At 66.5% G+C, this 24300-nt stretch carries 29 protein-coding genes; 15 read left to right on the top strand and 14 right to left on the bottom strand.

What is annotated here, in order from left to right; genetic code table 11:
* Positions 1–21: 21 nt before the first annotated feature.
* From ACIA76_RS38300 to ACIA76_RS38280, 5 genes are all read right to left on the bottom strand, one after another.
* Positions 22–846 carry a hypothetical protein gene (locus tag ACIA76_RS38300; RefSeq protein ID WP_397159502.1) on the bottom strand — a complete coding sequence of 275 codons (825 nt, stop codon included), beginning with the start codon at positions 844–846 and terminating at the stop codon, positions 22–24.
* A gap of 245 nt (positions 847–1091) precedes the next feature.
* Positions 1092–1625 carry a DUF4365 domain-containing protein gene (locus ACIA76_RS38295; protein WP_397159500.1) on the bottom strand — a complete coding sequence of 178 codons (534 nt, stop codon included), beginning with the start codon at positions 1623–1625 and terminating at the stop codon, positions 1092–1094.
* Positions 1626–2191: 566 nt separating this feature from the next.
* Complete coding sequence (locus ACIA76_RS38290; protein ID WP_397159498.1) at positions 2192–3448, bottom strand: type II toxin-antitoxin system HipA family toxin; 1257 nt, start codon at positions 3446–3448, stop codon at positions 2192–2194.
* Entirely contained in the window at positions 3445–3747 is a 303-nt protein-coding gene (locus ACIA76_RS38285; RefSeq protein ID WP_397159497.1) for a helix-turn-helix domain-containing protein, read from the bottom strand. The genes ACIA76_RS38290 and ACIA76_RS38285 overlap by 4 nt, the downstream gene beginning before the upstream one ends.
* A gap of 197 nt (positions 3748–3944) precedes the next feature.
* Positions 3945–4928 carry a helix-turn-helix transcriptional regulator gene (locus tag ACIA76_RS38280; RefSeq protein WP_397159495.1) on the bottom strand — a complete coding sequence of 328 codons (984 nt, stop codon included), beginning with the start codon at positions 4926–4928 and terminating at the stop codon, positions 3945–3947.
* 95 nt (positions 4929–5023) lie between these two features.
* On the opposite strand from ACIA76_RS38280, the gene ACIA76_RS38275 reads away from it, so the two are divergent.
* Together ACIA76_RS38275 and ACIA76_RS38270 are read left to right on the top strand one after the other, a co-directional pair.
* On the top strand, positions 5024–5605 hold the full coding sequence (locus ACIA76_RS38275) for a DinB family protein (protein WP_397159493.1): 582 nt from the start codon (positions 5024–5026) through the stop codon (positions 5603–5605).
* A gap of 93 nt (positions 5606–5698) precedes the next feature.
* Entirely contained in the window at positions 5699–6142 is a 444-nt protein-coding gene (locus ACIA76_RS38270) for a pyridoxamine 5'-phosphate oxidase (protein ID WP_397159491.1), read from the top strand.
* Between the two features lie 3 nt (positions 6143–6145).
* Here ACIA76_RS38270 and ACIA76_RS38265 read toward each other — a convergent pair whose 3' ends face one another.
* Entirely contained in the window at positions 6146–6274 is a 129-nt protein-coding gene (locus ACIA76_RS38265) for a hypothetical protein (protein ID WP_397159489.1), read from the bottom strand.
* On the bottom strand, positions 6271–7638 hold the full coding sequence (locus ACIA76_RS38260; protein WP_397159487.1) for an OFA family MFS transporter: 1368 nt from the start codon (positions 7636–7638) through the stop codon (positions 6271–6273). Before ACIA76_RS38260 ends, ACIA76_RS38265 begins: the two co-directional genes overlap by 4 nt.
* A gap of 222 nt (positions 7639–7860) precedes the next feature.
* Between ACIA76_RS38260 and ACIA76_RS38255 the strand changes: the two genes are divergently transcribed.
* The 4 genes from ACIA76_RS38255 (at position 7861) to ACIA76_RS38240 (ending at position 10910) form a co-directional block, all read left to right on the top strand.
* On the top strand, positions 7861–8826 hold the full coding sequence (locus ACIA76_RS38255; RefSeq protein WP_397159485.1) for a M64 family metallopeptidase: 966 nt from the start codon (positions 7861–7863) through the stop codon (positions 8824–8826).
* A 10-nt stretch (positions 8827–8836) separates the two neighbouring features.
* Positions 8837–9436: an HD domain-containing protein gene (locus ACIA76_RS38250; RefSeq protein WP_397159483.1), complete on the top strand. Its 600-nt coding sequence runs from the start codon at positions 8837–8839 to the stop codon at positions 9434–9436.
* A 108-nt stretch (positions 9437–9544) separates the two neighbouring features.
* Entirely contained in the window at positions 9545–10207 is a 663-nt protein-coding gene (locus ACIA76_RS38245; protein WP_397159481.1) for a hypothetical protein, read from the top strand.
* 22 nt (positions 10208–10229) lie between these two features.
* Positions 10230–10910, top strand: coding sequence for a LysR family substrate-binding domain-containing protein (locus ACIA76_RS38240; protein WP_397159479.1), 681 nt, complete (start codon positions 10230–10232; stop codon positions 10908–10910).
* Between the two features lie 16 nt (positions 10911–10926).
* On the opposite strand, the gene ACIA76_RS38235 is transcribed toward ACIA76_RS38240, so the two are convergent.
* The gene (locus tag ACIA76_RS38235) at positions 10927–11211 is read right to left on the bottom strand and encodes a DUF2631 domain-containing protein (RefSeq protein WP_397159477.1); all 285 of its coding nucleotides are present in this window, start codon (positions 11209–11211) and stop codon (positions 10927–10929) included.
* 118 nt (positions 11212–11329) lie between these two features.
* Between ACIA76_RS38235 and dxr the strand changes: the two genes are divergently transcribed.
* The 3 genes from dxr to ACIA76_RS38220 all read left to right on the top strand — a co-directional run bounded on the left by dxr (position 11330) and on the right by ACIA76_RS38220 (position 14892).
* Complete coding sequence (dxr, locus tag ACIA76_RS38230) at positions 11330–12466, top strand: 1-deoxy-D-xylulose-5-phosphate reductoisomerase (protein ID WP_397159475.1); 1137 nt, start codon at positions 11330–11332, stop codon at positions 12464–12466.
* A gap of 25 nt (positions 12467–12491) precedes the next feature.
* The gene (locus ACIA76_RS38225; RefSeq protein WP_397159473.1) at positions 12492–13718 is read left to right on the top strand and encodes a M50 family metallopeptidase; all 1227 of its coding nucleotides are present in this window, start codon (positions 12492–12494) and stop codon (positions 13716–13718) included.
* A gap of 121 nt (positions 13719–13839) precedes the next feature.
* Positions 13840–14892, top strand: a complete 1053-nt coding sequence (locus ACIA76_RS38220; protein ID WP_397159471.1) for a threonine aldolase family protein — start codon at positions 13840–13842, stop codon at positions 14890–14892.
* A 3-nt stretch (positions 14893–14895) separates the two neighbouring features.
* Here the strand turns inward: ACIA76_RS38220 and ACIA76_RS38215 are convergent, their stop codons facing one another.
* Positions 14896–15591: a TetR/AcrR family transcriptional regulator gene (locus ACIA76_RS38215; RefSeq protein ID WP_397159469.1), complete on the bottom strand. Its 696-nt coding sequence runs from the start codon at positions 15589–15591 to the stop codon at positions 14896–14898.
* A gap of 84 nt (positions 15592–15675) precedes the next feature.
* On the opposite strand from ACIA76_RS38215, the gene ACIA76_RS38210 reads away from it, so the two are divergent.
* Positions 15676–16539, top strand: a complete 864-nt coding sequence (locus ACIA76_RS38210; RefSeq protein WP_397159467.1) for an NAD(P)H-binding protein — start codon at positions 15676–15678, stop codon at positions 16537–16539.
* A 9-nt stretch (positions 16540–16548) separates the two neighbouring features.
* On the opposite strand, the gene ACIA76_RS38205 is transcribed toward ACIA76_RS38210, so the two are convergent.
* Positions 16549–16911: an ACT domain-containing protein gene (locus tag ACIA76_RS38205; RefSeq protein WP_397159465.1), complete on the bottom strand. Its 363-nt coding sequence runs from the start codon at positions 16909–16911 to the stop codon at positions 16549–16551.
* A 130-nt stretch (positions 16912–17041) separates the two neighbouring features.
* Here ACIA76_RS38205 and ACIA76_RS38200 point away from each other — a divergent pair, with 130 nt between their 5' ends.
* On the top strand, positions 17042–17338 hold the full coding sequence (locus ACIA76_RS38200) for a hypothetical protein (protein WP_397159463.1): 297 nt from the start codon (positions 17042–17044) through the stop codon (positions 17336–17338).
* A 10-nt stretch (positions 17339–17348) separates the two neighbouring features.
* Here ACIA76_RS38200 and ACIA76_RS38195 read toward each other — a convergent pair whose 3' ends face one another.
* Complete coding sequence (locus ACIA76_RS38195) at positions 17349–17681, bottom strand: hypothetical protein (protein WP_397159461.1); 333 nt, start codon at positions 17679–17681, stop codon at positions 17349–17351.
* Positions 17682–17895: 214 nt separating this feature from the next.
* Here ACIA76_RS38195 and ACIA76_RS38190 point away from each other — a divergent pair, with 214 nt between their 5' ends.
* Entirely contained in the window at positions 17896–18291 is a 396-nt protein-coding gene (locus ACIA76_RS38190) for a hypothetical protein (RefSeq protein ID WP_397159459.1), read from the top strand.
* A 4-nt stretch (positions 18292–18295) separates the two neighbouring features.
* Here ACIA76_RS38190 and ACIA76_RS38185 read toward each other — a convergent pair whose 3' ends face one another.
* Positions 18296–19492 (bottom strand): aldose epimerase family protein, encoded by a 1197-nt coding sequence (locus ACIA76_RS38185; RefSeq protein ID WP_397159457.1) that lies wholly within the window; start codon positions 19490–19492, stop codon positions 18296–18298.
* 371 nt (positions 19493–19863) lie between these two features.
* Between ACIA76_RS38185 and ACIA76_RS38180 the strand changes: the two genes are divergently transcribed.
* Positions 19864–20076, top strand: a complete 213-nt coding sequence (locus tag ACIA76_RS38180) for a cold-shock protein (RefSeq protein ID WP_397159455.1) — start codon at positions 19864–19866, stop codon at positions 20074–20076.
* Positions 20077–20264: 188 nt separating this feature from the next.
* On the opposite strand, the gene ACIA76_RS38175 is transcribed toward ACIA76_RS38180, so the two are convergent.
* Complete coding sequence (locus tag ACIA76_RS38175) at positions 20265–21779, bottom strand: APC family permease (RefSeq protein WP_397159453.1); 1515 nt, start codon at positions 21777–21779, stop codon at positions 20265–20267.
* Positions 21780–21890: 111 nt separating this feature from the next.
* On the opposite strand from ACIA76_RS38175, the gene ACIA76_RS38170 reads away from it, so the two are divergent.
* Complete coding sequence (locus tag ACIA76_RS38170) at positions 21891–22616, top strand: hypothetical protein (RefSeq protein ID WP_397159451.1); 726 nt, start codon at positions 21891–21893, stop codon at positions 22614–22616.
* Between the two features lie 70 nt (positions 22617–22686).
* Complete coding sequence (locus ACIA76_RS38165) at positions 22687–23718, top strand: NlpC/P60 family protein (protein WP_397159449.1); 1032 nt, start codon at positions 22687–22689, stop codon at positions 23716–23718.
* A 21-nt stretch (positions 23719–23739) separates the two neighbouring features.
* On the opposite strand, the gene ACIA76_RS38160 is transcribed toward ACIA76_RS38165, so the two are convergent.
* Positions 23740–24270 carry a GNAT family N-acetyltransferase gene (locus tag ACIA76_RS38160; protein ID WP_397159447.1) on the bottom strand — a complete coding sequence of 177 codons (531 nt, stop codon included), beginning with the start codon at positions 24268–24270 and terminating at the stop codon, positions 23740–23742.
* Positions 24271–24300 lie beyond the last annotated feature (30 nt).

Genomic DNA, 24300 nt, shown 5'->3' with positions numbered 1-24300 from the left:
ATCCCGTTCCGTTCCAATAGTTCACATCTGTGTTCGGTCAGCCACCGTGAATCCCGCTGCGGTGACGTTGATTCCAGCGGGGCTACCGGTGACGGTTCCTACCGCTCGGACCGTGTGTCCATTCCGGTGGGCGGTGATGGCGGCCTCGTAATTGGTACTGTCGCCGAGCGATACGTTCACCAGCCGTGTTCTTCCGGTCGCGGCACCGTCGACTACGAGCACGCCACGCACCTTGATGTGCCACCGGCCGCTACTCGGGTCGTCGGACAGACTGATGACAGGTCCTTCGACGACGCCAACCGGAGGCAGGGGTGCCGGTTCGACGCGCCTGCCTCCCCGGCGAATTCGCTCGCCTGCCCCTGGTGGAAACTGCACGGTCACGTCTCGCCTCGGCATCAGCCAGGACCAGTGGAAACCCAGTTCGAAAGCGAGAGTTTCGCCAGGACCAGCCAATTCGGCGAGAACCTCGCCCGAGGTCGGCGAGATGCCTTGACGAAGGATTTGTTCGAAGGCATCGTCGTCCGACGAGTACGCGGCATGCCGCACAGCCGTGGAGCCGTGCAGCAGACGCAACGCCGTCAGCCGTCCGAGCGGATCCGGATCGTCTGCGTCGATGGGCAGAGCGATATCGAGACCAACCACCCCCTCGCTGGGCGTCAAGAGCGAGCGTTCCAGCAAGGCCCCGACCGCGCTATCCGGGGTGTCGTGATGAGTCGAATGGGATTCGCCCGCAACCTCTTGCGCGCAGAACGTAATCAGATCGCGCACCGCGAGGATCGTGCGGGTGCCCGCCGGAAGCGTGATCGACCCGCGGTCGGCCTGCGTGCGGTAGGCGATGATGTCCACCCCCGGAGCGGTCATATCGCGCCAGACAGCGGTCGGCGACCGACCTTCCGCGTCGGCGACGCACTGCACCAGCTCGCGCAACCTGATTGTCGCGTCGGCGACACCATCGCTGGGTGGGACGAGCACGTCGAAGTCCTGCCAGGTCCACACATTCGCGGTGCGCCATTGGCCGGTGACGGCCCAGCCGTGCCCACGCAGGTATCCGGCCACATCATCGATTGTCGGCACTCGTCTCATCGGTACCGTCATCCGATCGGTAGTGAGGCGTTTTCAGTGACTAGTGCGCGCAGGCTGGTCGCAGTAAGGATGTTGCTCATCGGGATCTTCACCCGTAGTCGCCGTCGGACGTCCGGGTCAGGCAGTGTGTCGAGGCTGCTGAGCGATGTGTAGTAGCCGATATGCCGAAGCAACAACCCGGCGGTGCGCAGATCGGCATAGTGATTCGAACTGCGCGGAACATGAACGACGAACAGGTAACGCGGCACGGTGAAGCCAGGACCCGCGAGCTTGTTGAATTGTTGCTGGTTCAGCCCGTCGAAGTTGATCAGCCCGCTTCGGGTTTGGAGGGTAGAGACGGTCTTCACCTGCACATCGATCCGCGGCGAGAAACCGCGCGGGGTACGGCCCGGTAACTTGATACACAGATCGACCCCGTCCAAGTCCACGTCATCCTGTGACCAGCTCAAGCCCGCGGCTGAAGCGAGGACGCGTATGTAGTCGGCTCCGAACTTGCCTTGGTGGTTACCGGCGTCGAGTTGGTGATCACGCGCGTCGAGCACTGTGTCCCCTTCAAGCCGTAACCACCCCAACAGCGTTGACTACAACTGTAGCCATCGGTCAGTCGATCCCCTGGGGTTTCCCCCAATTGCCTTCCGGTGCAACGGATCGGCAGTGAGTGGACGGTATTCGGAGGTGTCGATCTGCAATGTCCGATTCGATGACGTTATCGGTCGCGACCAGGAAATCGCTGAGTGCAAACCGCGGTGGAACGCACCGCCTGGTCGCGACGCCTTGCTGTCTCCGTCGGCAGGTGCGGCGGATCCGTAAGTATAGTTCGCACGGAGCAATCGCTCTGTGCCGCAATGAGAACCGTGATGTCGGTGCGCTGGGCGGCAGCTTCGGGGGTTCGCATCGGCCCAGCGGTTGGAGACCCTGGCCAGTTGCAGGATATCGGCCGGAGTCGGCTCGTGATCACGTGGCTCGCGAGGTTGTCCGACGTCGGCAGGACACGCAGCCAGGATTCGATGAGCCACCACCGAGATCCCATGGCTCTCACCCTATTGATCACCACGATCCCGGTGCCCAATCCTTCAGATATGTCCGTGCGTGCTGTGACGATCAACCGTCACGTCGGACGTTGTTGGAGTTCCTTGCGTCGTTCCGTGATGAGAGCTGCCAGGTGACGAGTCGTTTCGGCATCGAAGCCGATCTCCCCGACCCGATCGATCCAGGGTTCTGATGCGTCGATGATCCGTGCCAGACTGCGATTGATGGCTCGTGTGGTGACGCCGAGGCGAATGGCTGCTTCTGCCCACCAGCGATAGGTGAGCTTCCCGTCTCGTCCGTAGAGCGACAGGGCCATGGGATCGTTCCAGCTCAGGTACGGCTGGGTGCTGAGCAGGTCGTAGGCCGGGGTGACTTCCCAGATGGCGTCGAGGTTCTGTCGGATCGACAAGTTCTTGCCATGCAGGTCGCCATTGCCGATGAGGTAACTGAATGCGGCGACTTCGAGCATCTGCAGGGTGGCGAGGGGACGTGAGCCACGGCCTTCGGTGACAGCGTCGGCGAGTCCTTTGATGGCTTCCTGCAATGTGATCCGGTACTTGGCGGCCGGGTATCGGCCGAGAACCTGGCAGGCGTCCTCCTGGGCCAAGCGGCGGATCCGGCCATTCGCGACGGCGCGGTCGAACCGATCGACAAACAGTGCCGTGCGCCCGTATCTGTCGACAGCGAGTTGATGGGAGGGAACGCGGATGCCACACGCGGCAGCCATATCGAGAAAGAAGTTCTCGTTCTCGACCAGGAGCGGATATTCGGGTGGGTTGAGTTTGAGAATGGCTGGTCCGCGCGTGCTGGAAATCGGTGTCGAGATCATTTGTGCGGAGACCTTGATCTGGATTCCGGGCAGCGCGGTGCGGTCGAGGTCGTCAGCGTCGGTGGACGTGGCGCGGGTGAACAACGCCGTGAAATCCGCACTGGTGGTGTCAGTCTGATCGAACAGGGGTTTCGGATCGATAGGAAGCGTTCCGGCGGGCAGCACCTGGACGTCGCCGATTGTGTCCGCGCCTACGGCCAGAAGAATGCTGAAGTGGTCGTCTTCACTGGTCCGTGCGGCTGTCGTGACGGCCGTCAGGCGCAGCCCCTCGGGCAGCAGACCGGCGAAGAAGGATGGGACCGATCCTCCGGTCGCCCTGAAGATCCCCGCTCGCTTCGGCAGAGTGAACGCGACGCGGGGCGCTTCGGAATCGGCGAGATATGGTTCGGCGTAGACGAATTCCACGTCGTCGCGTTCGCGGCGCAGGTATCCGGCGAGTCTGCCGGCTTTGTACACATCGGCGCCGTCGATGGTCCGGAGCTGGGCGAGATCGGCCGGAATGGTCACTGCTGCGCCTCCGCGGCTCGCAGTTCGGCAGTGCTGCCACCGCGGGTTCGCGCATCTGCCAGCGGCATGCTGACGAGTGTCAGCCCGAGGGCGTCGAGGATGCGCAAGGTGATCGCGAGGGTTGGTGACAATTGGCCAGCTTCCAAGGTGCGCACCGATGAGACGCCGACGTCGGCGAGATCGGCGAGATCGAGCTGGGTCAGTGCGAGAGCGCGTCGCCGTTCCGCCACGAAGGTGCCGAAGGAAGCGAGGGGACCCGTCTCGTTCCGCGATCGTCGTCGAGGTTTCGGTCGTGTCATCCCGCCTCCTATCGTTGCTATCACAGTGTTAAGCTGAGCAGATCGAGCTGATTACCCAGCTCAGCGTTGGGCTTGAACCATTAACAGTGCTATGGCAACGATAGCATGGGGAAGCTGCAGATCCTGGCGTCTATCAGAGCTAATCGTTGCGATCGCAGCGCTGATCCATCCCATGGACTTCTCTCGTCGGGCACCCACTATGCCGACGACGCGGCAGCGTCGGCGAAGCGGCGCGCCAACTGCGTGAAGGCGTTCGCGAGTTCCGGTGGGCCGACCACCGTGATACCGGCGTCGAATGTGCCGATGGCTGCGGCCAATCCGACCCATGACCACGATCCGAGAACGAGTCGGCAGCGGTCCGGACCGAGTTCCTCGACCACACCGTCGCGAATGAACCGTCCGACGACCGCGGCGGGCAGATCGAGGATCACCTCACCGCGGCAGGGCCATCCGCCGAGGCCGTCGGAGCCCTGGAACCTGTTCGTCACGAAGGTGGCGACATCCCCGCCCGGCAGCGGGCGCGGGGTGAAACGAGGTCCCGTCGGGATGCGCGGGGTGATTCGGTCGGCGCGGAAGATCCGCCAGTCGTCGCGGTCGAGGTCCCAGGCGACGAGATACCAGCGCCCACCGCGGACGACCAGATGATGCGGCTGCACTCGCCGCGGTGGAGTCGTGGGGGCGTCGCTTCCCGGTCCGGACGCGTAGTCGAATCGCAGCACCTCGTGGTTGTGGACCGCGCCGCTGAGTGCCGTGAGCACATGCACGTCGACCGGCGAATCCCGCAGTGCCGCAGGCATATCGATGGTGGTAATCCGCAGTGTGTCGATGCGGTGGCGCAGCCGGGTGGGCATGACCTGCCGGACGGTCTGCAGTGCGCGCGCGGCCGCCTCGGCGATCCCGGCGCCGGAGGAGGTGGCGATCTGCAGGGCGACGGCGAGCGCCACGGCCTGCTCGTCATCGAACAGCAACGGCGGCAGTTCGGTTCCCGCGCCGAGCCGATAACCCCCGTCCGGACCCTTGGCCGCGGCGATCGGATAGCCGAGCTCGCGCAGGCGGTCGATATCGCGGCGCACGGTGCGCTGGCTGATGTCCAGCCGCTCGGCCAGCAGTGCGCCGGGCCAGTCCCGGCGCGTCTGGAGCAACGAGAGCAGCGCCAGCAGTCGCGCTGAGGTTTTCGGCATATCTCCGATACTGCCTCGAGTAGCGGACACAAGCTGACCTCTTCCCTTGCGATCGTGGTCTCGTACCGGATGACGACCGAAGGGATTCGACCACCATGACCGCTTCCACCGCCTCGACCGCCGCGGGCCTGGACACCGAAAAGGCCGAGCTGCTCACCGAACTCGCGCTCGCGCGCACCGCCCTGATCAACTGCACCCGCGGACTCGGCGACGAGCAGGCGGGCGCACGCCCGACGGCCAGCACGCTGTCCGTCGGCGCCCTCGTCAAACACGTCGCCTCCACCGAGGCCGAATGGATGCGCTTCGTCGCCGGAGATCCCACGGCCATGCGCTTCGATCTGCCCGACGGCGTGACATGGGCGGATTTGGCGGCGGGCACCGCACGGCGGTATCCGCAGTGGGCGATCGACCACGAGAACGACTTTCGGATGCTGCCCGGCGACACACTCGCCGAAATCCTCGCGCGCTACGAGCGGGTGGCCGCCGACACCGAGCAGATCATCGCCGCCGCCCCCGACCTGTCGGCCACCCGTCCGCTGCCGGAGGCGCCCTGGCTGGAACCCGGTGCGGCGCGCAGCATTCGCCGGGTGCTGGTGCACGTCATCGCCGAGACGGCACAGCATGCCGGGCACGCGGATATCCTGCGTGAGTCGATCGACGGCCACAAGAACACCTGAGGATGAGAGTGCGTGAACGCGAATGTTCCGTTCGCGAACCGACACCCACCGCGTGTCGGTGCCGCCACAGGCTCGGCTCCGTAGACTCCGGGTGTGAGTGATCTTGCGGACTTCGAACGGCTGATCGCCGGCGATCAGGGACTGTGTGTCGTATCGACCCTGCGGGCGGACGGCACGATCCAGTCGTCGCTCGTCAATGCCGGGGTGCTGGCGCATCCCGAGACCGGCGCGCGCGTCGTGGGGATGGTGTTGCTCGGCGGCACGCGCAAGCTGGACAACCTGCGCGCCCGGGGGCGGATGACGGTCGTCGTCCGGGTCGGTTGGCAATGGCGCACCGTCGAGGGGTCGGTGTGGATCGTGGGCCCCGACGATCCGGTTCCCGGCATCGACGGCGAGCGGCTGCGGCTGCTGTTGCGTGAGGTGTTCACCGCGGCCGGTGGCACCCACGAGGATTGGGACGAATACGACCGGGTCATGGCCGCCGAACGGCGCACGGTCGTGCTGGTCGCGCCGGATCGGATCTACGGCAACGGCTGAGGCTTACTGGAACAGCTTGAGCAGGTTCACGATCAGGCGGTCCAGGCCGTAGGCGAACGGGATCGCGACCCACGCCCAGGCGAGGATCAGCAGCGGGATGCGGCGTGGAGCCGGGCCCTCGGGTTCGGTCACGCCGGATCTCCCTCCGCGACGACGGCCGGGATCCCGGCCGTCCGGTGATACTTCGCCGCGACCGGACGGATGAGCTCGTTCGCGACGAAGCCGATGCACAGCAGAGCGATCATGATCGCGAACGACGGCCCGTAGAGCGCGGGACCCGATTTCCCGTGCCGTGCACCGGAATCCGCGATCGCATTGACGATCAACGGTCCGGCCACGCCCGCCACCGACCAGGCCGTGAGCAGCCGGCCGTGGATGGCGCCGACCTGATAGGTCCCGAACAGATCCTTCAGATAGGCCGGGACGGTGGCGAATCCGCCGCCGTAGAAGGACAGGATCACCAGGGCCCCGAGGATGAACACCGCCTTGTCGGTCCGGCCCACCGACCAGACCAGAACATAGGCGAGCACACCGACGGCCAGATAGCCGCGATAGATGTTCTTGCGGCCGATCACATCCGATAGCGACGACCAGCCGATCCGCCCGGCCATATTGCCCGCCGACAGCACCGCGACGAAACCCGCTGCGGCGGTGGCCGATACGGGCGTCGCGGTATGCGCGAAGAAGTCGACGACCATGGGCGCGGCCTTCTCCAGAATCCCGATGCCCGCGGTCACGTTGAAGCACAACACGATCCACAGCAGCCAGAACTGCGGGGTGCGGATCGCGTCGTTGGCGGCAACCTCTTTGCCGCTCACCAGCTTTGCCGACACCGTCGGTGGCACCCAGCCGGTCGGCCGCCACCCCGGCGGCGGCACCCGTACCAGCAGCGGCCCCACCGACATGAACACCGCATAGGTCAGCCCCATGACCAGGAAGGTCGCGGCGATGCCGCCGTGGTCGTGGCCGAAATCCGACAGCAGCTCGGTGCTCCACGGCGAGGCGATCAGCGCCCCGCCGCCGAATCCCATGATCGCGAAACCCGTTGCCATACCCGGCCGATCGGGAAACCAGCGGATCAGCGTCGACACCGGCGAGATATAGCCGATCCCCAGCCCGATCCCCCCGACGAATCCGTACCCGAACACGATCAGCCAATACGCGTTCACCGCCGCCCCCAGCGCGGAGATGCCCAGCCCCGAACAGAAACACACCAGCGCCACCGTCATCGCCCACCGCGGCCCGCGACGCTCGACCACGGTCCCCCCGAACGCCGCCGACAGCCCGAGCATCACGATGGCGATCTGAAACGGCAGCGCGCTCCCGGTCCCCGAGATATGCATGGCCCCCTCGAGCGGCGCCTTGAACACACTCCACGCATACGCCTGCCCGATCGCCAGATGTATGGCCAACGCCGCGGGCGGCACCAACCACCGATTCCACCCCGGCGGCGCGATCACCCGGGAATACCCACCAGCGTCGACTGCTGCAGTCATGGCTCATCTCCACATCCAGCTGTGTGGGTGATCATAGGCGGCCGCCGCACCCGTCATCGGGATTCGGTTGGGACGGAGGTGAATTACCACGGTTGGGGGAGCCTGTCGATCGGGCCCGTAGCCTCACCGCGAAACCCTGACCGCCGGTGTGTCCCTCGGCTACCCTGGCCGCGTATCGAGATGGATCAGCCTGTCCAGCAACATAATTCAGGAGCTTCGCTAATGGTCTTGTCACGACTGCTCGGTGTGGTCACGGTCGGTGTGCTGATTGTCGGCGGGGTGGCCACCGGTACCGGGACGGCCGCCGAATATGAACAGCGGGAGGTGTTTTCGCCCGATGGGAGTATCGGGCGGGTCGTTGTGCCGGTGCAGGAGGAGGCGCCCGCGCCGCGGGCGGGGGTGCGGGCCGATGTGGTGGCCATTCAACAGACCGGGCCGTCGAGTGAGCGGTTCGATCTCGTGTTCGTGGGGGATGGGTATACCGCTGGTGAGTTGGGGCTCTATCGGCAGCATGCGATCGATCGGTGGAATGAGATCGCCGAGATCGAACCGTTCAAGTCGCATCGGCAGTCGTTCAATGTGTGGGCGGTCGAGGTCGTGTCGCCCGAATCCGGTGTGAGCAACGATCCGCGGGGGACCCATCGGAACACCGCTCTGAATATGACCTTCTGGTGTGGGGGCACCCAGCGGCTGTTGTGCGTCAACGAGACCAAGGCGTTGCAATACGCCCGGCTCGCGCCGGAGGTCGATCAGGTGATCGCGCTGGCCAACACCACCACCTACGGCGGCGCGGGCGGAACGGTGGCCACCTCGTCGGGCGGCAATGCCAGCGCGGGGCAGATCGTGCTGCACGAACTCGGGCATTCGGTCGGGGGGCTCGCCGATGAATACGACTACCCCGACGACCAGTACACCGGCAGCGAACCCAGCGAGCCCAATGCCTCGGTCTACACCGGCGACCAGATGCGGCAGCACCACACGAAGTGGTATCAGTACCTGGGCAAGCAGTCTCCCGACGGCGGCGTGGTCGGCACTTACGAAGGCGCGGTATATGCCAAACATGGTGTCTATCGCCCCACGCAGAATTCGCTGATGCGCTCACTGGGCCACCCGTTCAACCTGATCGGACTCGACGCGATGACGACCGCGATCGAACGTAAGAGCAGGGTGGCGTCGTCGAACCGCTAGCGTGGATGGGGTGGAACTCGCCGATGTGATCCTGCCCGACACCGATGCCGCCCGCGGCGCGCTGCTGGTGGCAACGGAGTACTGTTCGCCTGCGCTGCTGAATCATTCGGTGCGGTCCTATGTCTGGGCCGTCGCGCTGGCGCGCGCGGAGCGGATCGAATTCGACGCCGAGCTGCTGTATGTGGCCGCGGTGCTGCACGATATCGGGCTGGTTGCCGAATTCGACAGCCACACAGTGCCTTTCGAAGAGGCGGGCGGCCATGTCGCCCGGGTGTTCGCGGCGGGGGCCGGATGGTCGGTCCCGCGGCGGCAGCGGCTGCTGGAGATCATCGTGCGGCATATGTGGGACAAGGTCGAGGTGACCGTCGATCCGGAGGGCTATCTGCTCGAGGCCTCGACGGCGATCGACATCTCCGGGCGCGGAGTGGACCTCCTCGAACCCGGACTGCGGGCGGAGGTGCTCGCGCGATGGCCTCGGCTGGATCTGGTGGAGGAATTCGCGGGGCGCTTCGAGGATCAGGCGCGGCGTAAGCCCGGTTGCACGGCCGCCGAGGCCGTCGCGAGCGGTCTCGCCGGAGGAATTCGCCGCAATCCCCTCGACGAACCGTAGATTTTCTCCCGAATCGGGCGGTAAGGGCTTCGCCCTTTCTCTGCGCGCCAATCGGATTCGCTGCGCGATTCGCGAGTGAGACCGATCTCACAGTCCTACGATCGACGCATGTCGGACCCGTGGAGCGGATCAATGATGATCGAGGGGCGGGTGGTGCGTGCGGCATCGGGTGGGTCGCGGATCGAGTTTCGCAGTGGCCCAGGGGATCCGATGGCCGTCGCGGAACGTGTGGAGCCCGCCGCCCCGGGCCGGAGATTCCCGATGTCGCTGGGCCGCACGAAAACACGCGGCGACATCCACCTGATCACCTACAGCGACGGCTATCGCGTCCGGGTCGAATCCAGCCGCGACGCGCCGACGGTGCTGCGGACCGCCGCGGGTACCAAGATCGGCCTGATCCTGGTGACCGATACCGCGACCGCCGTCTCGATCACGGCGGGGACGCTGTGTCATTTCGTGCCCCATCCCGAGGAGCCCCGCACGCCCGAGGTGTTCCGCCTGCTGATCCTGGATCTGTTCGGCGTGGAGATGGGACGGCTGAGCCTGATCCGCACCCCGGAGGGCTGGAGCAGGCGTGGCGATGAACTCGCCGACAATCACCTGTGGTGGGACCGCACCGGAGACGCCCTACCGGCCCCGATCCTGGGCACCCGGTTGGCGATCGGTCGCCGCATCGATCGGGACGAACGCGATGCCCTGTTGGCCGCCTGCGTGGACATGGCTCTCGGCCTGCGCCCCTACATCACCGAGCTGAAGTGTCTCGACGGGTGAGCGGTGCAATACCCTGACTGGAATGAGTGGGTTTGCTCCGGATGCGCTGCGGGTGGGTTATGTGCCGGGTGTCGTCGTAACGAGGTGGGGCCGGGTCTGGGCTGAGCGTTTTCCCGACAGTCCGTTGGACCTGATCGGTGTGCCCCAGGCCGAGCAGGAGGCCGCGCTGCGCGAGGGTCGCGTCGATATGTGCTTCGTGCGGTTGCCCATCGACCGGGAGGGTATGCACGCCATCCCGCTGTATCACGAGAGCCCGGTCGTGGTGATCCCGAAGGATCATCCGATCTCCCTGTTCGAGGAGGTCGCCCTCGCCGACTTGTCCTCCGAACGCATGCAGGACGCCGCGGATATCGACGCGCTGGCCGACACCATCGAACTCGTCGCGGCGGTCGGCGGCGCGGCGATCATGCCGCATTCCCTGGCTCGCCTGCACCATCGCCGCGATCTGACGTTCCGCCGCATCACCGACGCCCCCGACACCCAGATCGCCCTGGCGTGGCCGATCGATAACGCAGGGGAGACCGTCGAGGAGTTCATCGGAATCGTCCGCGGCCGCACGGCCCGCAGCTCGCGCTCCCCGTCCGCGCGTGCGGAAACCGTTCCGCCGCAACGCAAGAACAAGCAGCCGCCCAAGAAGAAGACCCCCGCCGCGAAGAAGACACCTCCCGCGCGGATCAGGTCACCTCGTCGTCGCGGTCGGTAGCCCGCCTGAGCCGGACCTACCGGGGCTTACCCTGCAACCACCGGTCGCGGATCAGGATCGCGGCCATCAGGATCGAGATGCCGATCAGGAAGAAGTAGCCCGTATTGCCCGTACCGGAGGAGCTGCCCTGCGGCCCCTCGAACAGCATGGCCAACAGGATGACGATGACGACCCAACCGGCGACGCGGGCGGCGCGACGCGACTCGCCGCTCCAGCCCCATGCGGCGGACGGAACCTCGGCGGGGTCGACCTTGGTGACGACACCAGCGCTCTTGGCGGGTTCCAGTTCCGTGGCGGCCACGTTCGCTCCCATCGGTTCGTTCAGGTACGTACTGTCGCCAATATCGTGGCATACGACCGCCCGTCGTAGCCAGCCGACCCGCTAACCCCGGTTGCCATCGGTCCGCGACAATACGAGGGTGTCCGACATCGTGAGAGTCCTGCTGCTGGGCAGCACCGGTTCCATTGGCACGCAGGCGCTGGAGGTGATCGCGGCCGAGCCGGAGCGGTTCCAGGTCGTGGGTCTGGCCGCGCGTGGCGGTAACACCGAGCTCCTGGCCGAGCAGATGCGGGCCACCGGCACCACCAACGTCGCTGTCGCCGATCCGGCGGCCGCCGCGAAACTCGGTGTGACCCTTGCCGGTCCGGACGCCGCCACCGAACTGGTCCGGCGCACCGAGGCCGATGTGGTGCTCAACGCGCTGGTCGGCTCGCTCGGCCTGGGCCCGACGCTGGCCACGCTGCAGTCCGGTCGCCGCCTGGCCCTGGCCAATAAGGAATCGCTGGTCGCCGGCGGCTCCCTGGTGACCCGCGCGGCCACGCCCGGCCAGATCGTGCCCGTCGACTCCGAACATTCGGCGATGGCCCAATGTCTGCGTGGCGGCCGCGAATCCGAGGTGGCCCGGCTGGTGCTCACGGCCTCGGGCGGCCCGTTCCGGGGCTGGAGCACCGAGATGCTCGAATCGGTCAGCCCGGCCGAGGCCAAGGCGCATCCGACCTGGTCGATGGGTCAGATGAATACGCTGAACTCGGCGACGCTGGTGAACAAGGGCCTGGAGCTGATCGAGGCGCATATGCTGTTCGGCATCGCCTACGACGCTATCGATGTGACCGTGCACCCGCAGTCCATCGTGCATTCCATGGTCACCTTCACCGACGGTTCCACGATCGCCCAGGCCAGCCCGCCCGATATGAAGCTGCCGATCGCGCTGGCGCTGGGCTGGCCCGATCGGGTCCCCGGCGTGCTCGCGCCACTGGACTTCACCGAATCGTTCGCCTGGGAGTTCGCCCCGGTCGACAACGAGGTCTTCCCCGCGGTCGAGCTGGCCCGCGAGGCCGGTAAGGCGGGTGGATGCGTGACCGCGGTCTACAACGCCGCCAACGAAATCGCCGTGCAGGCCTTCCTCGACGGACGGCTGCGATTCCCCGATATCGTGCGCACCGTGGCAGGTGTGGTCGAGTCGGCCGACCGTTGGCGCGCCGAACCGGCTACCTTGGACGAAGTGCTCGCGGCCGATGCGTGGGCGCGGGAGCGTGCGCGGGCGCACGTTGGCTGACTGACGCAGGAGGGTTCGAGACCGTATGGGCTTCGCTATCGGATTCGTGCTGTTCGCGCTGGGCATCACGGTGTCGGTGGCACTGCACGAGTGCGGGCATATGTGGGCAGCGCAGGCCACCGGCATGAAGGTGCGGCGCTACTTCATCGGATTCGGGCCGAAGGTGTTCTCGTTCCGGCGCGGTGAGACCGAATACGGCCTCAAGGCGCTGCCTCTGGGTGGATTCTGCGATATCGCCGGAATGACCGCGCTGGATGAGATCGATCCGCGCGATCTGGACCGGGCGATGTACCGGCAGGCCACGTGGAAGCGGCTGGTCGTGATGTTCGGCGGCATCTTCATGAACTTCCTGCTCGGCTTTCTGCTGATCATGCTGATGGCCGTCGTCTGGGGTCTGCCCCGGCTGAGCGACACCCCGCCGGACACGATGATCGGGACGCCCAGCTGTGTGCCCACCGAGCAGCCGAACGGGCAGAAGGCCGTGCCGTGCACTGGAGTCGGTCCGGCCGAGGCCGCCGGACTGAAGCGCGGCGATCTGGTGACCGCGATCGCCGGCACGCCGATCAAGTCCTGGGACGACCTCCAGAAGAACACCCAGAACAAGTCCGGTCCGATCGTCTACACCGTCAAGCGGGACGGGCAGACGCTCGACTTCACGGTCGTCCCGCAGCAGACGGTCACCTACGCCGACCCGACCACCAAGAAGCTCACCGACACCCCACGGACGGTCTCCAAGGTCGGAATCGGCCAGATGCTGGCCTACGATCCGGTGAAATACAATGTCGTGTCGGCGATTCCGGCCTCGGCCTCGTTCACCGGCACCATGTTCGTCAATGTCGCCCAATCGCTCGCGCATATGCCCGCGAAGGTCGTGAGCCTCTGGCACGCCGTCACCGGCGGTCAACGCGATAGTGACACCCCCATCAGCGTCTACGGCGCCAGCCGGATCGGCGGCGAGACGGCCGAACACGGCCTGTGGAACGTCTTCGTCCTCACCCTCGCCAGCCTCAACTTCTTCCTCGGCGCCTTCAACCTGCTCCCGCTACTACCTCTGGACGGCGGCCATATCGCGGTCGTCCTCTACGAGAAGCTGCGAAACCTGTTGCGCGGCAGGCGCGGTCTCCCGCCGGGCGCCCCGGTCGACTATCTGAAGCTACTACCCGCGACGTACGTGGTCGTGGTGATCGGCGGCGCCTACACGATCCTGACTCTCGTTGCCGACGTGGTGAATCCGATCAAGCTGTTCCCCTGAGTTCGAATTCCTTGTCACCGAGGGCAATACGCGCTGGCACGACGTCATCCGTTTCCGCCGGACGGGATAGGCACCGACCCCGTTGCCGCCGTGGGTAATCCGCATAGGCGATGATCGACCCATGTCGTCCACGGACAAGCTCACTCGGGAATTCGGCAGCGACAACACCGCGGGCGCGCCGCCGCAGATCGTCGCCGCGATCGTCGCCGCGGCGGCGGGCCAGGCGCCGCCCTACGGCGCGGACAGCTGGGCCGTCAGCCTGGAACAGCGACTCGGCGAGATCTTCGACCACGAGGTGCATCTCGCGCTCGTCAGCACCGGCACCGCCGCCAACGTCACGAGCCTGGCGTGTATGACCCCGCCGTGGGGTGCGGTGCTGTGCCATCGCGACAGCCACCTGCTCAACGACGAATCCAGCGCACCCGAATTCGCCACCGCCGGAGCCAGATTCGTGCCGCTGGGCGGCGACGACACCAAGATCGATGCCGACGAGCTGGCGGCCGTGGTCGCGCGCGGGGCGGGCGATGTGCACAAGATCCAGCCCGCGGCGCTGAGCATCACTCAGGCCACCGAGACCGGCAGCGTCTACACGCTGCCCGAGATCCGCCGCCTCACCGCCCTCGCCGAGGACGCGGGCCTGCGCGTGCATATGGACGGCGCTCGATTCACCAACGCCCTGGTCGCCCTGGACTGCAGTCCGGCCGAGATGACCTGGAAATCGGGTATCGATATCCTCTCGTTCGGCACCACCAAGAACGGCACCATGACCGCCGAGGCGATCGTGCTGTTCGACCGAACCCTCGCATCCGAACTCGATTTCCGCATCAAGCGTTCGGGCCAGCTCAGCTCCAAGATGCGTTTCCAGGCCGCGCAGATCCACGCCTATCTCACCGACGATCTCTGGCTGCACAACGCCCGCCATGCCAACGCCATGGCGGCGCGCCTGCTGACCGGCCTCGCCGCCCTGCCCGAGGTCGCGATCATCGGTGCGTCACAGGCGAATATCGTGTTCTGCCGACTGCCGCTGCCCGTCGTCGAGGGTCTGCACTCCCGTGGCTTCGGCTTCCACGCCGACCGCTGGGGGCCGGGCGTCGCGCGCCTGGTCACCTCCTTCGCCACCACGACCGAGGATGTCGACGCCCTGGTGAGCGCCGTCGAGGACCTCATTCGATGAGGATCAGGTTCGATCCAGCCACTCCGACAGCAGGACTCGTTCGGCGTCGGTGAGCATCGGCAGTCTCGGTGCCGCCGCCCGGACCGCCACGGCCAGCGCGGTCGTCTCGTCGGCGGGCAGCGCCGGCGCGTCGACGAGGATCGACCGCAGCACCGCCTCGTACATCGCGTCGGCCAATTCGAGATCCCGATCCGCGGGCGGTAGGGACAAGAGGGTGAGCACCGCGCCGGTGCCCGCGGCATGGATGAGTTCGACCGCGCGGCGTTCGGTGACCCGCAGCCGACCGGTCGCCGCAACGCGCCGCACGCGTGCCCGCAGCACCTCCAATCCGGCGGCGGCCGCGGGGGAATGGGGTCGGCCGGGATCGGTGAGCAGGCCGAACAGCGTGGCATTGGTGAGGCCGAAGCCGATATGCGTATCCCACCCCGCCCGCAGATCGGCGATCGGATCGCCGAGATCCTCGGCGAGCGTCTTTCCGGCGATGTAGGCGGCGAAGACATGGTCGGCGATGGCGTCGAGCAGCGCGTCCTTGTCCTCGAAGTACCGATAGATGGTCGGCGCCTGCATGCCCGCCGCCTGCGCGACCGCGCGCACGGTGACCGCGGGCGTGCCCTGTTCGCGCAGCAGTCGCGCGGCGATCTCGACGATGGTCGCGCGCGTTGCGCTCCTAGCGGTGCTAGCTGCTGTCGTCTCCGGCATGTTGCCAATGATAACGCAGATCTGGTAGCACTGTTACTAACAACGATATTATCGTTGTTAATCGCAGCTCCGAGAGGTGGAAACATGATCATCGTTACCGGCGGTACGGGCCAGCTCGGCACCCGGGTTGTCGATCGACTGCTGACGCGGGTCCCGGCCGAACGGGTGGGCATCAGCGTTCGCGATATCGGTCGAGCCCAGGAGCAGGCCGCGCGCGGCGTGCGGGTTCGGCACGGGGACTTCTCCGATCCACGGTCCCTCGCGGTCGCGTTCGAGGGCGCGACGCAGGTGTTCATCATCTCCGCGAGCCAGACCGGTTCCTCGGCGGTCGAGCTGCATACCGCGGCGATCGATGCGGCGCGCGCGGCCGGGGCCGAACGCATCCTGTACACCAGCCATCAAGGCGCCGCCGCGGATTCGTTGTTCGCGCCGATGCCCGACCACGCCGCCACCGAGCGATATCTGGCGTCGACGGGCACGCCGTACACCGCGCTGCGCAACGGGTTCTACGCCGGTACCGTCCCGCTGCTGCTCGGCCGGGCGCTCGAGACCGGTGAACTCGTCGCCCCGGTTGACGGTCCCGTGTCCTGGACCGCGCATGCCGATCTCGCCGAGGCCGCGGCGATCATCCTCGCCGACGAGGGCCGATTCGACGGGCCCACAGCGCCTTTGGTCCCACCGCGCGCACTGGATCTCGCCGACGTCGCCGAGATCCTCGGCGATCTCACCGGCCGCACGATCCGGCGCGTCGTCGCCGACGACTCCGAATGGCTGGCCGCCCTGATCGCCGGTGGCGTACCGCAGGATCGGGCGACCCTGCTGCTCGGCATGTTCCAGGCATCGCGCCGCGGCGAATTCGCGACCACCGGAACCGATCTGGAGAAACTGCTCGAGCGCTCGGTCACACCGCTGCGCGCCCTCCTCGAAACGCTGGCCCAGCAGCGCTAGGCCGTCGCGCTATTCGGCGATGCGGTGTCCCGCATCGCGCAGCGCGACCGTGGCCTCCTCGACGCGGTGCGCGGGCACCAGCACCAGATCGGCGTGATAGGTCGAGGCGACGAATACCGGAACCCCGGCCTCGGACAGCGGTCCGATCACCGCGGCCAGCATGCCCGGCTGATGCAGGTTGTGGGCGCCGTCACTGTAGAACCCCTTCCAGATCTCGCCCTCGGCCCACGCCGGAGCCTCGCGAATCGCCGTGAGGCCCTCCGGCGCTCGCACCAGCGCGATCCACTCGTCGTCCTCGGGAAAGGTCGAATTGGGCAGATGCTCCACGACGAACTGTGACGGCACGATCCGGAGGCGCTGGCTGCTGCTCATGGCGGTCATCGTAGGCAGGGCCGCCGACAGCCTCGAAAAGGTAGTTTCGCGAACCGATCTCTGGATACCCGTAGGAGAACGCCATCTAGCCGGGCGGACATGCTCACTACAGCGGGAAGGAACCGGACATATGTTGATGCTCACCCCCACCGCCCTCGAGGCCGTTCGCACGCTGACCTCCGCGGAGGGCACACCGCAGGATGCCGGGCTGCGGATCTTCACCGACGACGGTGATCAGTCGCTGCAACTGGCGGTCGCGGCGGTGCCGGCCGAGCAGGACCAGGTCCTGTCCGCCGAAGGCTCCCGGATCTTCCTGGACGAGAAGGCCGCGGCCTTCCTGGACGACAAGATCCTCGATACCGGACTGGATTCCGACGGCCAGGGCGCATTCGTGCTCGCCCAGCAGGATCGGAGTATTGGGGAATGAGAGCGGCTCGCTATGCGGCGACCGCCCGAGCGGTGCGATCGGGCTGGGGCTTGTCGCGGTCGAGGGTTCGCATGAACAGCCGGAACATGGCCAGCTCCAGTCCGATACCGATCTCGGCGGCGTGGTAGGCGGCCAGTTCGGCGGCCAGGCAGTTGTCGACCAGGCGGGAATCGCTGAGGGTTTCGTCCAGCACCATCCCGCTCATGGCCTGATCGCGAGTCAGTGTGAACTCGGGTAACCAGCTCAGGGACCAGTGGCCTCCGCCGCTCGCCGCCGGGAGATACTGCGCGAATTCGGGAGTGATATCGCTGGTGATGAACCAGTCGGTGCTCTGCAAGGCCATTGGTCCGCTCTCGTTCGAGTCATGTATAACGCTCGCGTAACGTTACGGCTCGTGATCTGTTCGTGATGCGAATCACCAAGAACCTAAACGATTTTGAAGGCCAGGCTTAAGTCTCGACCTCGAATTCACGGTCCGACCATGGGTATTCCGCTAGAATTGCGGTGCTCTGAGCGCGTCCGAGATCTACTTCCGCTATGCAGGAGGTCGAAGATCAATGGTGACTATTCGGAACCACCGACGCCCCGCCCTCGTCGTGGCCGTCTTCGGGGCGATCGCCTCGGCCGCCGTCGCGGTCGCCCCGCCCGCCCTCGCCGCCGACACGATCGCTGTCACCGGCGTCGGTCCGGTCAACGTGGGCGTCACCTACAGCTGCGATGACCCGGCCCGGGTGGTCGCCATCGACGCGATGGCGGGCGCGCCCACCGCGGACCGTCCGGCGGCCACCGGTGTGCAGAAGGACATCACCTGCGACGGGAGTCCCCATGACACCGTGGTGGTCCTCACCGGATTGCCGCTGTCGGCGGGTCAGCAGGTGCAGATCCGGGTCGCACTGGTCGATGGCAACGAGACCGTCGTCTCCGGGCAGAACGCGCTGCTGACGCTCGGGTAGCCCGCTATTCGGTGCCGAGCTGGATCACCGTCGTCTGGTGATAGGTCTGGCCGGGATTCAGTGTGGTGGTGGGGAATTCGGGGTGATTGGGTGAGTCCGGGAAATGCTGGGTCTCCAGGGCCAGCCCCGCGCCCTGCCGATAGGCGTGTCCACTGGTTCCGGTGTACGCCCCGGTGAGGAAGTTGCCGGAGTAGAACTGGATCCCGGGTTGGGTGGTGCGCATGGTCAGCGTGCGGCCCGACGCCGGATCCTCGACCGTGGCCGCCGGTACGAGCGAGGTGTCGTCGCCACGGTTGAGCACCCAGTTCAGGTCGTAGCCTTGGCCGTTCATCAGTTGCGGATCGGCGTCGGTGATGCGGGCGCCGATCGCGGTCGGGGTGGTGAAGTCCATCGGCGTGCCCTTCACCTCGGCGAGTTGACCGGTGGGAATCTGGGTGGCGTCGGTGGGGGTGTAGCGGTCGGCGTTCAGGGTGAGCTTTTCGTCGTAGATGCCCAGGCCAGATTCGCCGGAGAGATTCCAGTACGTGTGGTTGGTCAGATTCACCACCGTCGGCGCGTCGGTGGTCGCGCCGTAGTCGATCGTCAGCCGATCATCGCGATCGAGGGTGTAGGTGACCGTCGCGGTGAGTGTTCCGGGATAACCCATTTCGCCCGCGGGACTCAGATACCGCAGCCGCAGCCCGACCGTATCCGCTCCGTTCTGCGGGGTCGCCTGCCATACCTTCTGATCGAAGCCGGAGGTTCCGCCGTGCAGGCTGTTGCCGTTGTTGTTCACCGGAACATGGAACGCCGCACCGTCGATCGTGAAGGCGCCCTTGGCGATCCGGTTCGCATAGCGGCCGACGATCGCGCCGAAATACGGTTTACTCGCAAAGCCATTGCTGGCCAGATATCCGTCCAGGGTCGGAAATCCGAGCACCACATTGTCGGCGTGACCCCGCCGATCGGGCGCCTCGAGGGATTGAATGATGCCGCCGTAGTCGAGAATCCGCACCCGCAGCCCGCCGTTGGCCAGCGTGTAGCGGCTGACCGGGGTCCCGTTCACCTGGCCGAACGGTTCACTGGTGATCGTCGGCGCCGCCTGCGGTGCGGAGGTGGGGCCGCTGCTCTGCGCGGGCTGGGTGGTCGCGGTGTTGCCGCAGGCCGCCACGCTCGCCACGCCGATGAGCGCACATATCCGGAGAAAGCTGTTGCCGCGCATGGCACCTCCCTGCATCCGCCCCGACGATGTCATTATCGGCGCGGCACTCGGCGGATGTCCGGCGAATCGCCCAGCCGTCACCGGCCCGCACCGGTCGATCCGATCACCACCCCACCTCGCCCGCGGCGTGTCGGTCGGCGCCGCCGCCCGCGCGGTCGAATACCGCAAAACCGGCGCCTTCAGCGCCGCGTTCCACCGGCTACCGGCCAATCCCCGAGTATCCATCACACGAATTCACCGTCCCGCGACGATCCGGCCGCGGCTCACCGCGCCGGAAATCCTCCCCACGGATGCCGGGCAGGGGATGATCAAGTCGGTGGCGGACATCCTGACCGTCACGATTCGACTACCTCGCAGGAAGCGGTGTGGGCATGGCCGACAGGCAAAGCGGGATTGTGAAATGGTTCAACGAGGAGAAGGGGTTCGGTTTCATCACCCCCGATCGCGGAGGAGACGACCTGTTCGTGCACTTCAGGGCGATCAGGAGCAGCGGCTTCAAGAGCCTCAAAGAGGGCCAGAAGGTGACGTTCGTCGCCGTTCAAGGTCAAAAGGGTATGCAGGCCGACGAGGTCGACCCGGAGTAGTAGGGGTAAGCCCGAATTCCCTGGTCGCAGAGGGGCCGCGCAGCAGTGGAAGCCTCGCCTGATCGCAGGCGCAGGCTTCGCGGCTGCGTAAGGCCCTGCGAGAGTGGGGGAGATGTTGAATCACCGCGGCCCTCGACCGCATCGACGATCCGTATCTGCTCGAATTGCTCGCAGACATCCATGCCGTGCTAACGATCGGTATCCGGCCCGGCGGGCAGGGGCGGGCGCGGCGGCTGCGGTTCGTCGGCGAAGACCCGTCTCATCTCCGGTAGCCGGGCCGGGTGCCGCATGGACAGATAACCCAGCACGGCGAGTCCGATCAGATACCAGACTCCGATGACCAGGCCCGCCTTGCTCGACGGGTAGGTCAGTGGCGTGACGAACTTCAGCGCCGAGGAGCCGATGCCCAGCGCGGTGAGCCAGGCGGGGATGAATGCCGCGATGCCGAGGATCGGAATCACCAGGTGCAGTAGCCAATTGAATTCCGAACGCTGGCGGCGCAGGTAGAACATCGTGCACGACAGGTTGAACACCATGTAGACGGCGATCATCACCCCCGACAGGATCGTGGCGAGGAATACGAAGGCCGCGGTCGGGCCGAAATGGATGCCGATCGGCAGGCCGATGGCGAGCGTCAGCACCAACTGGACGAGCACGCCGATATGCGGCGAATTCCATCGCGGATGGGTGCGCGACAGCGCGGCGGGCAGCAGCCCGATCCGGGACATGGCGTACCAGGTGCGGGTCGTCGCCAGGGTGCCCGCATTGCCGTTGGCGAATGTCGAATTCAGAATCGCGAAAAACGCCACCACCCAGCCGATTCCCCATACATCGCGGGCCAGTGTGATCCACGGGCTCCCGCTGCCGCCGAGTCCTCCGAAGGTCGCATAGCGCTGCGGCCCGAAGTACACATCGCCCGCATAGGTGGTGAAGACATAGAACAGGCCGATCACACAGCAGGACGCCACGACCGCGATCGGAATGGTGCGGCGCGGATTACGGGCCTCCTCGGCCAGCGGCGCCGAGGCCTCGAAGCCGATGAACGCGAGAACGGTGTAGATCGACGCCGCGGCGACACCGGAAAACCCGTGATACCCCGGGACCGTCGCGAAACGCAGCGTGAATACGGCCCCGGTGTTCCCCGGCCCCGCCTTGATCACGAGCCATGCCGCCAGCACGACGAATACGAGAATCTCGAACAGGCCCAGCACGGTCCCCACCTGCGCGCTGACCCGCACGCCGCGATAGTTCAGCAGCGCGATCAGAATGGCTGCCACGATCATGACGACGATCCAGGTGGTCGTGAACGGCCAATCGAATTCGTCGTGCATCACCGAACCCACGAGATAGCCGACCAGAACCGTGGTCGTCGGGCCGAGTAACGCCTCCACGAGCGCATACCCCCAGCCGACCAGGAATCCGATCGTCGGATGCAATGCCTCGGCCGGATAGGTGTAGATACTGCCCGCCGACGGCAGATGTTTGGCGAGCTGCCCGATCGAACTCGCGACCAGCAGGCAGGCCACCAACGCGAGCAGCACGGCGAGCGGCAGCGCGCCACCGGCATAGCCCGCGCCCACCGCGATCGATAACGCGACCGCACCCGCGGGCGCCATCGAGGTCACCGATTGGAACAACACCTCGCGCAGCCCGATCGCGCCGCGCGCCAGACCTGAGCCTCCGGTGGAATCGGCGGTTGCCATAACCCGCCCTCCTTTGTCTCCCGACTACGAGCATGCGGGGTTTCCGCCTCGCGCACAGCCGGATCGCCGTTTTGAGACATTTGTTCCGGTGAGATCGGACAATACTGAGATATGTCCGTCGACATCCGATCCCTGGCCTCGAGCTTCGCCTCCTACAGCGCGACCCTGTCCGGGACCGTCGGGCTCGCCTACGCCCCGGTCGGCGGAGATCGCGCCGTCACGCTCGGCGAATGGACCGGCGGCGTCGCCTGGTCGACCAGTAAGGTGCCCCTCGCGATCGCCGCGCTGCGGGCGGCCCCGGAATCCGCGAAAACCCTTGTGGTCCCGGCGATCACCCGCTCCGACAATGCCGCGGCCGAGCGACTGTGGTCGCTGCTGGGCCCCCCGGCCGACGCGGCCGAGGCGACGGAGGCCGTGCTGCGCGACGGCGGCGACACCGTCACGCGGGTGCAGTCGCGCCGGGTCCGGCCGGAGTACACGCCCTTCGGTCAGACCGAATGGACTGCCGCACAACAGGTCCTGTTCACCGCGCACCTGCCGGGCATCGAGGTCGGTCCCGATGTCCTGGCGCTGATGCGAACGCTCCATCCCGAACACCGATGGGGTCTGGCGCGGCTGCCCGGGACGGCCGCCAAGGGCGGCTGGGGACCTGACGAACAAGGCAATCTGATCCGGCAGCTGGGCGTGATACCCAATGAATCGGGCTGGACCGCAGTGGTATTGGGCGCGCAACCATCCTCGGGCGCCTTCGCCGACGGGATCGTCCTGCTCGACCGGCTCGCGCGCTGGGTCGGCAGTCACCTCCGGCGACTCCCCGCCGGACGATATCCGCGGTGATCAGGCCCGATGGAGGTAAGGTGGGATCGGAGCCGGATTCGCGGAAACCTCGACCCGAACGGATAACGCCATGGGCTCTCTCCCTCGCCGAGCCATCCGTCCCGGTGTGCTGCTGTGGGCGCTGAGTATCGTTGCCGCACTGCCCATCCCGGCCCGCGCCGATGCATCCGAACCACCCAGCGCCTATGTCGACGTCGCCGCGGCCACGGTATGGACCGCACCGGACAGCCCCCGTCCGGTCGACCAGCCTGCCCTGACCAATCCGGTCGACATCCCGCGCTGGATCGCCGATATGACACCGGCGCAGCAGGAAGCCCTCACCTCCAGCAATCTCACCCAGACACAGGCGCTCTACGGCGACCGTGTGTATGTCCTACGACAGCAAGGGGATTGGTCCGAGGTGGTGGTGCCCGGGCAACCCACACCGAAGAATCCGCTCGGCTATCCCGGCTGGATCCCCACGGTTCAGCTGGCCACCAGCCCGGAGTTCGCCGCCCTGAAGGCCACCGCCCCCTTCGCGCTCGTCGCCCGCACCCCGACCGCCTGGCTGTTCGACGACCCCGCTCTCGGCGGCCGGAACATCGAAATCAGCGCCAACACAAGACTTCCCGTGCTGGACCGCGTGGGCGACGCGATCGCGGTCGCCACGCCGCACGGCGGCCCGAAATGGCTGGACGCCCACAGCGCCGACGTCTACGCGAAGGACACCGACATCCCCTATCCCGCGGCCGCCGATCTGGTGCGTTTCGCGACCATGTTCATCGACCGTCCCTACCTGTGGGGCGGCCGCGCCGCCTTCGGCTTCGACTGCTCCGGCTTCACCTCGACCATCTATCAGGTCCACGGGATCACCCTGTCCCGAGACGCCGGCCCCCAGGCCACCGACGGCCGCGGCCGCGCGGTCGACAGCAAGGACCTACAACCCGGCGACCTGCTGTTCTACGCCAGCAACACCCACGACCCCGACTCGATCTACCACGTGGCCATGGCCATCGGGGACGGCCGGATGATCGAGGCGTTCGACTCCACCGCACCCGTCCGCATCACCCCGCTGCGGTTCGGCCCGGACTATTGGGGCGCGGAACGATACCTGCGCGCCTGAGGCGGCCCGGCTTCGCGCCCGCTACGCCCTCGGGCGGTCCAGGCGGAAATGCCTACTGCGACGGGCACTTCCGTCGCGCCGGATACGAACGTCGGGGTGTACGCCGAGATCCGTGGCGCCGAGCTTACGAATTGCGGCCGCCGAGCGGTGGTTTCGTTCATCGGTCTGGAGCCGGATCCATGCCGCGCCCCGAGCGAACACCTCCTCGATCAGCATCCGCTTGGCCCGCGCGTTGATCCCGCTACCCCATACGGCGGGGTCGAATTGCGTTCCGCCGATCTCGACACCGTCGGGGGCGGACGGCACCCAGAGGATCGATGTCCGGCCCACCACCACCTCGGCCCGCCGCACAACGAACGTGAGACGTTGTCCATCAGCCACTTTCGCCCGCACATCCGCATCGAGCTCGCCGAAATCCCCGGGCACTCGGCCGGGGAGATGCTCCCACGCGCGCTCATCGCGCACCGCATCGAACAGCTGCGGAGCATCGACAGCGCGATACAACCGCAAGGACACCTCGCCGTCGTCGAGGCGGTCGGCAGATATGTGCATCGGCCAGATCATGCTGTGCATCCCTCTGTC

Source organism: Nocardia sp. NPDC051570, assembly GCF_044454005.1.
In the GTDB taxonomy this organism is placed as follows: Bacteria; Actinomycetota; Actinomycetes; order Mycobacteriales; family Mycobacteriaceae; genus Nocardia.
This window is presented reverse-complemented; position numbering and strand designations above follow the sequence as displayed.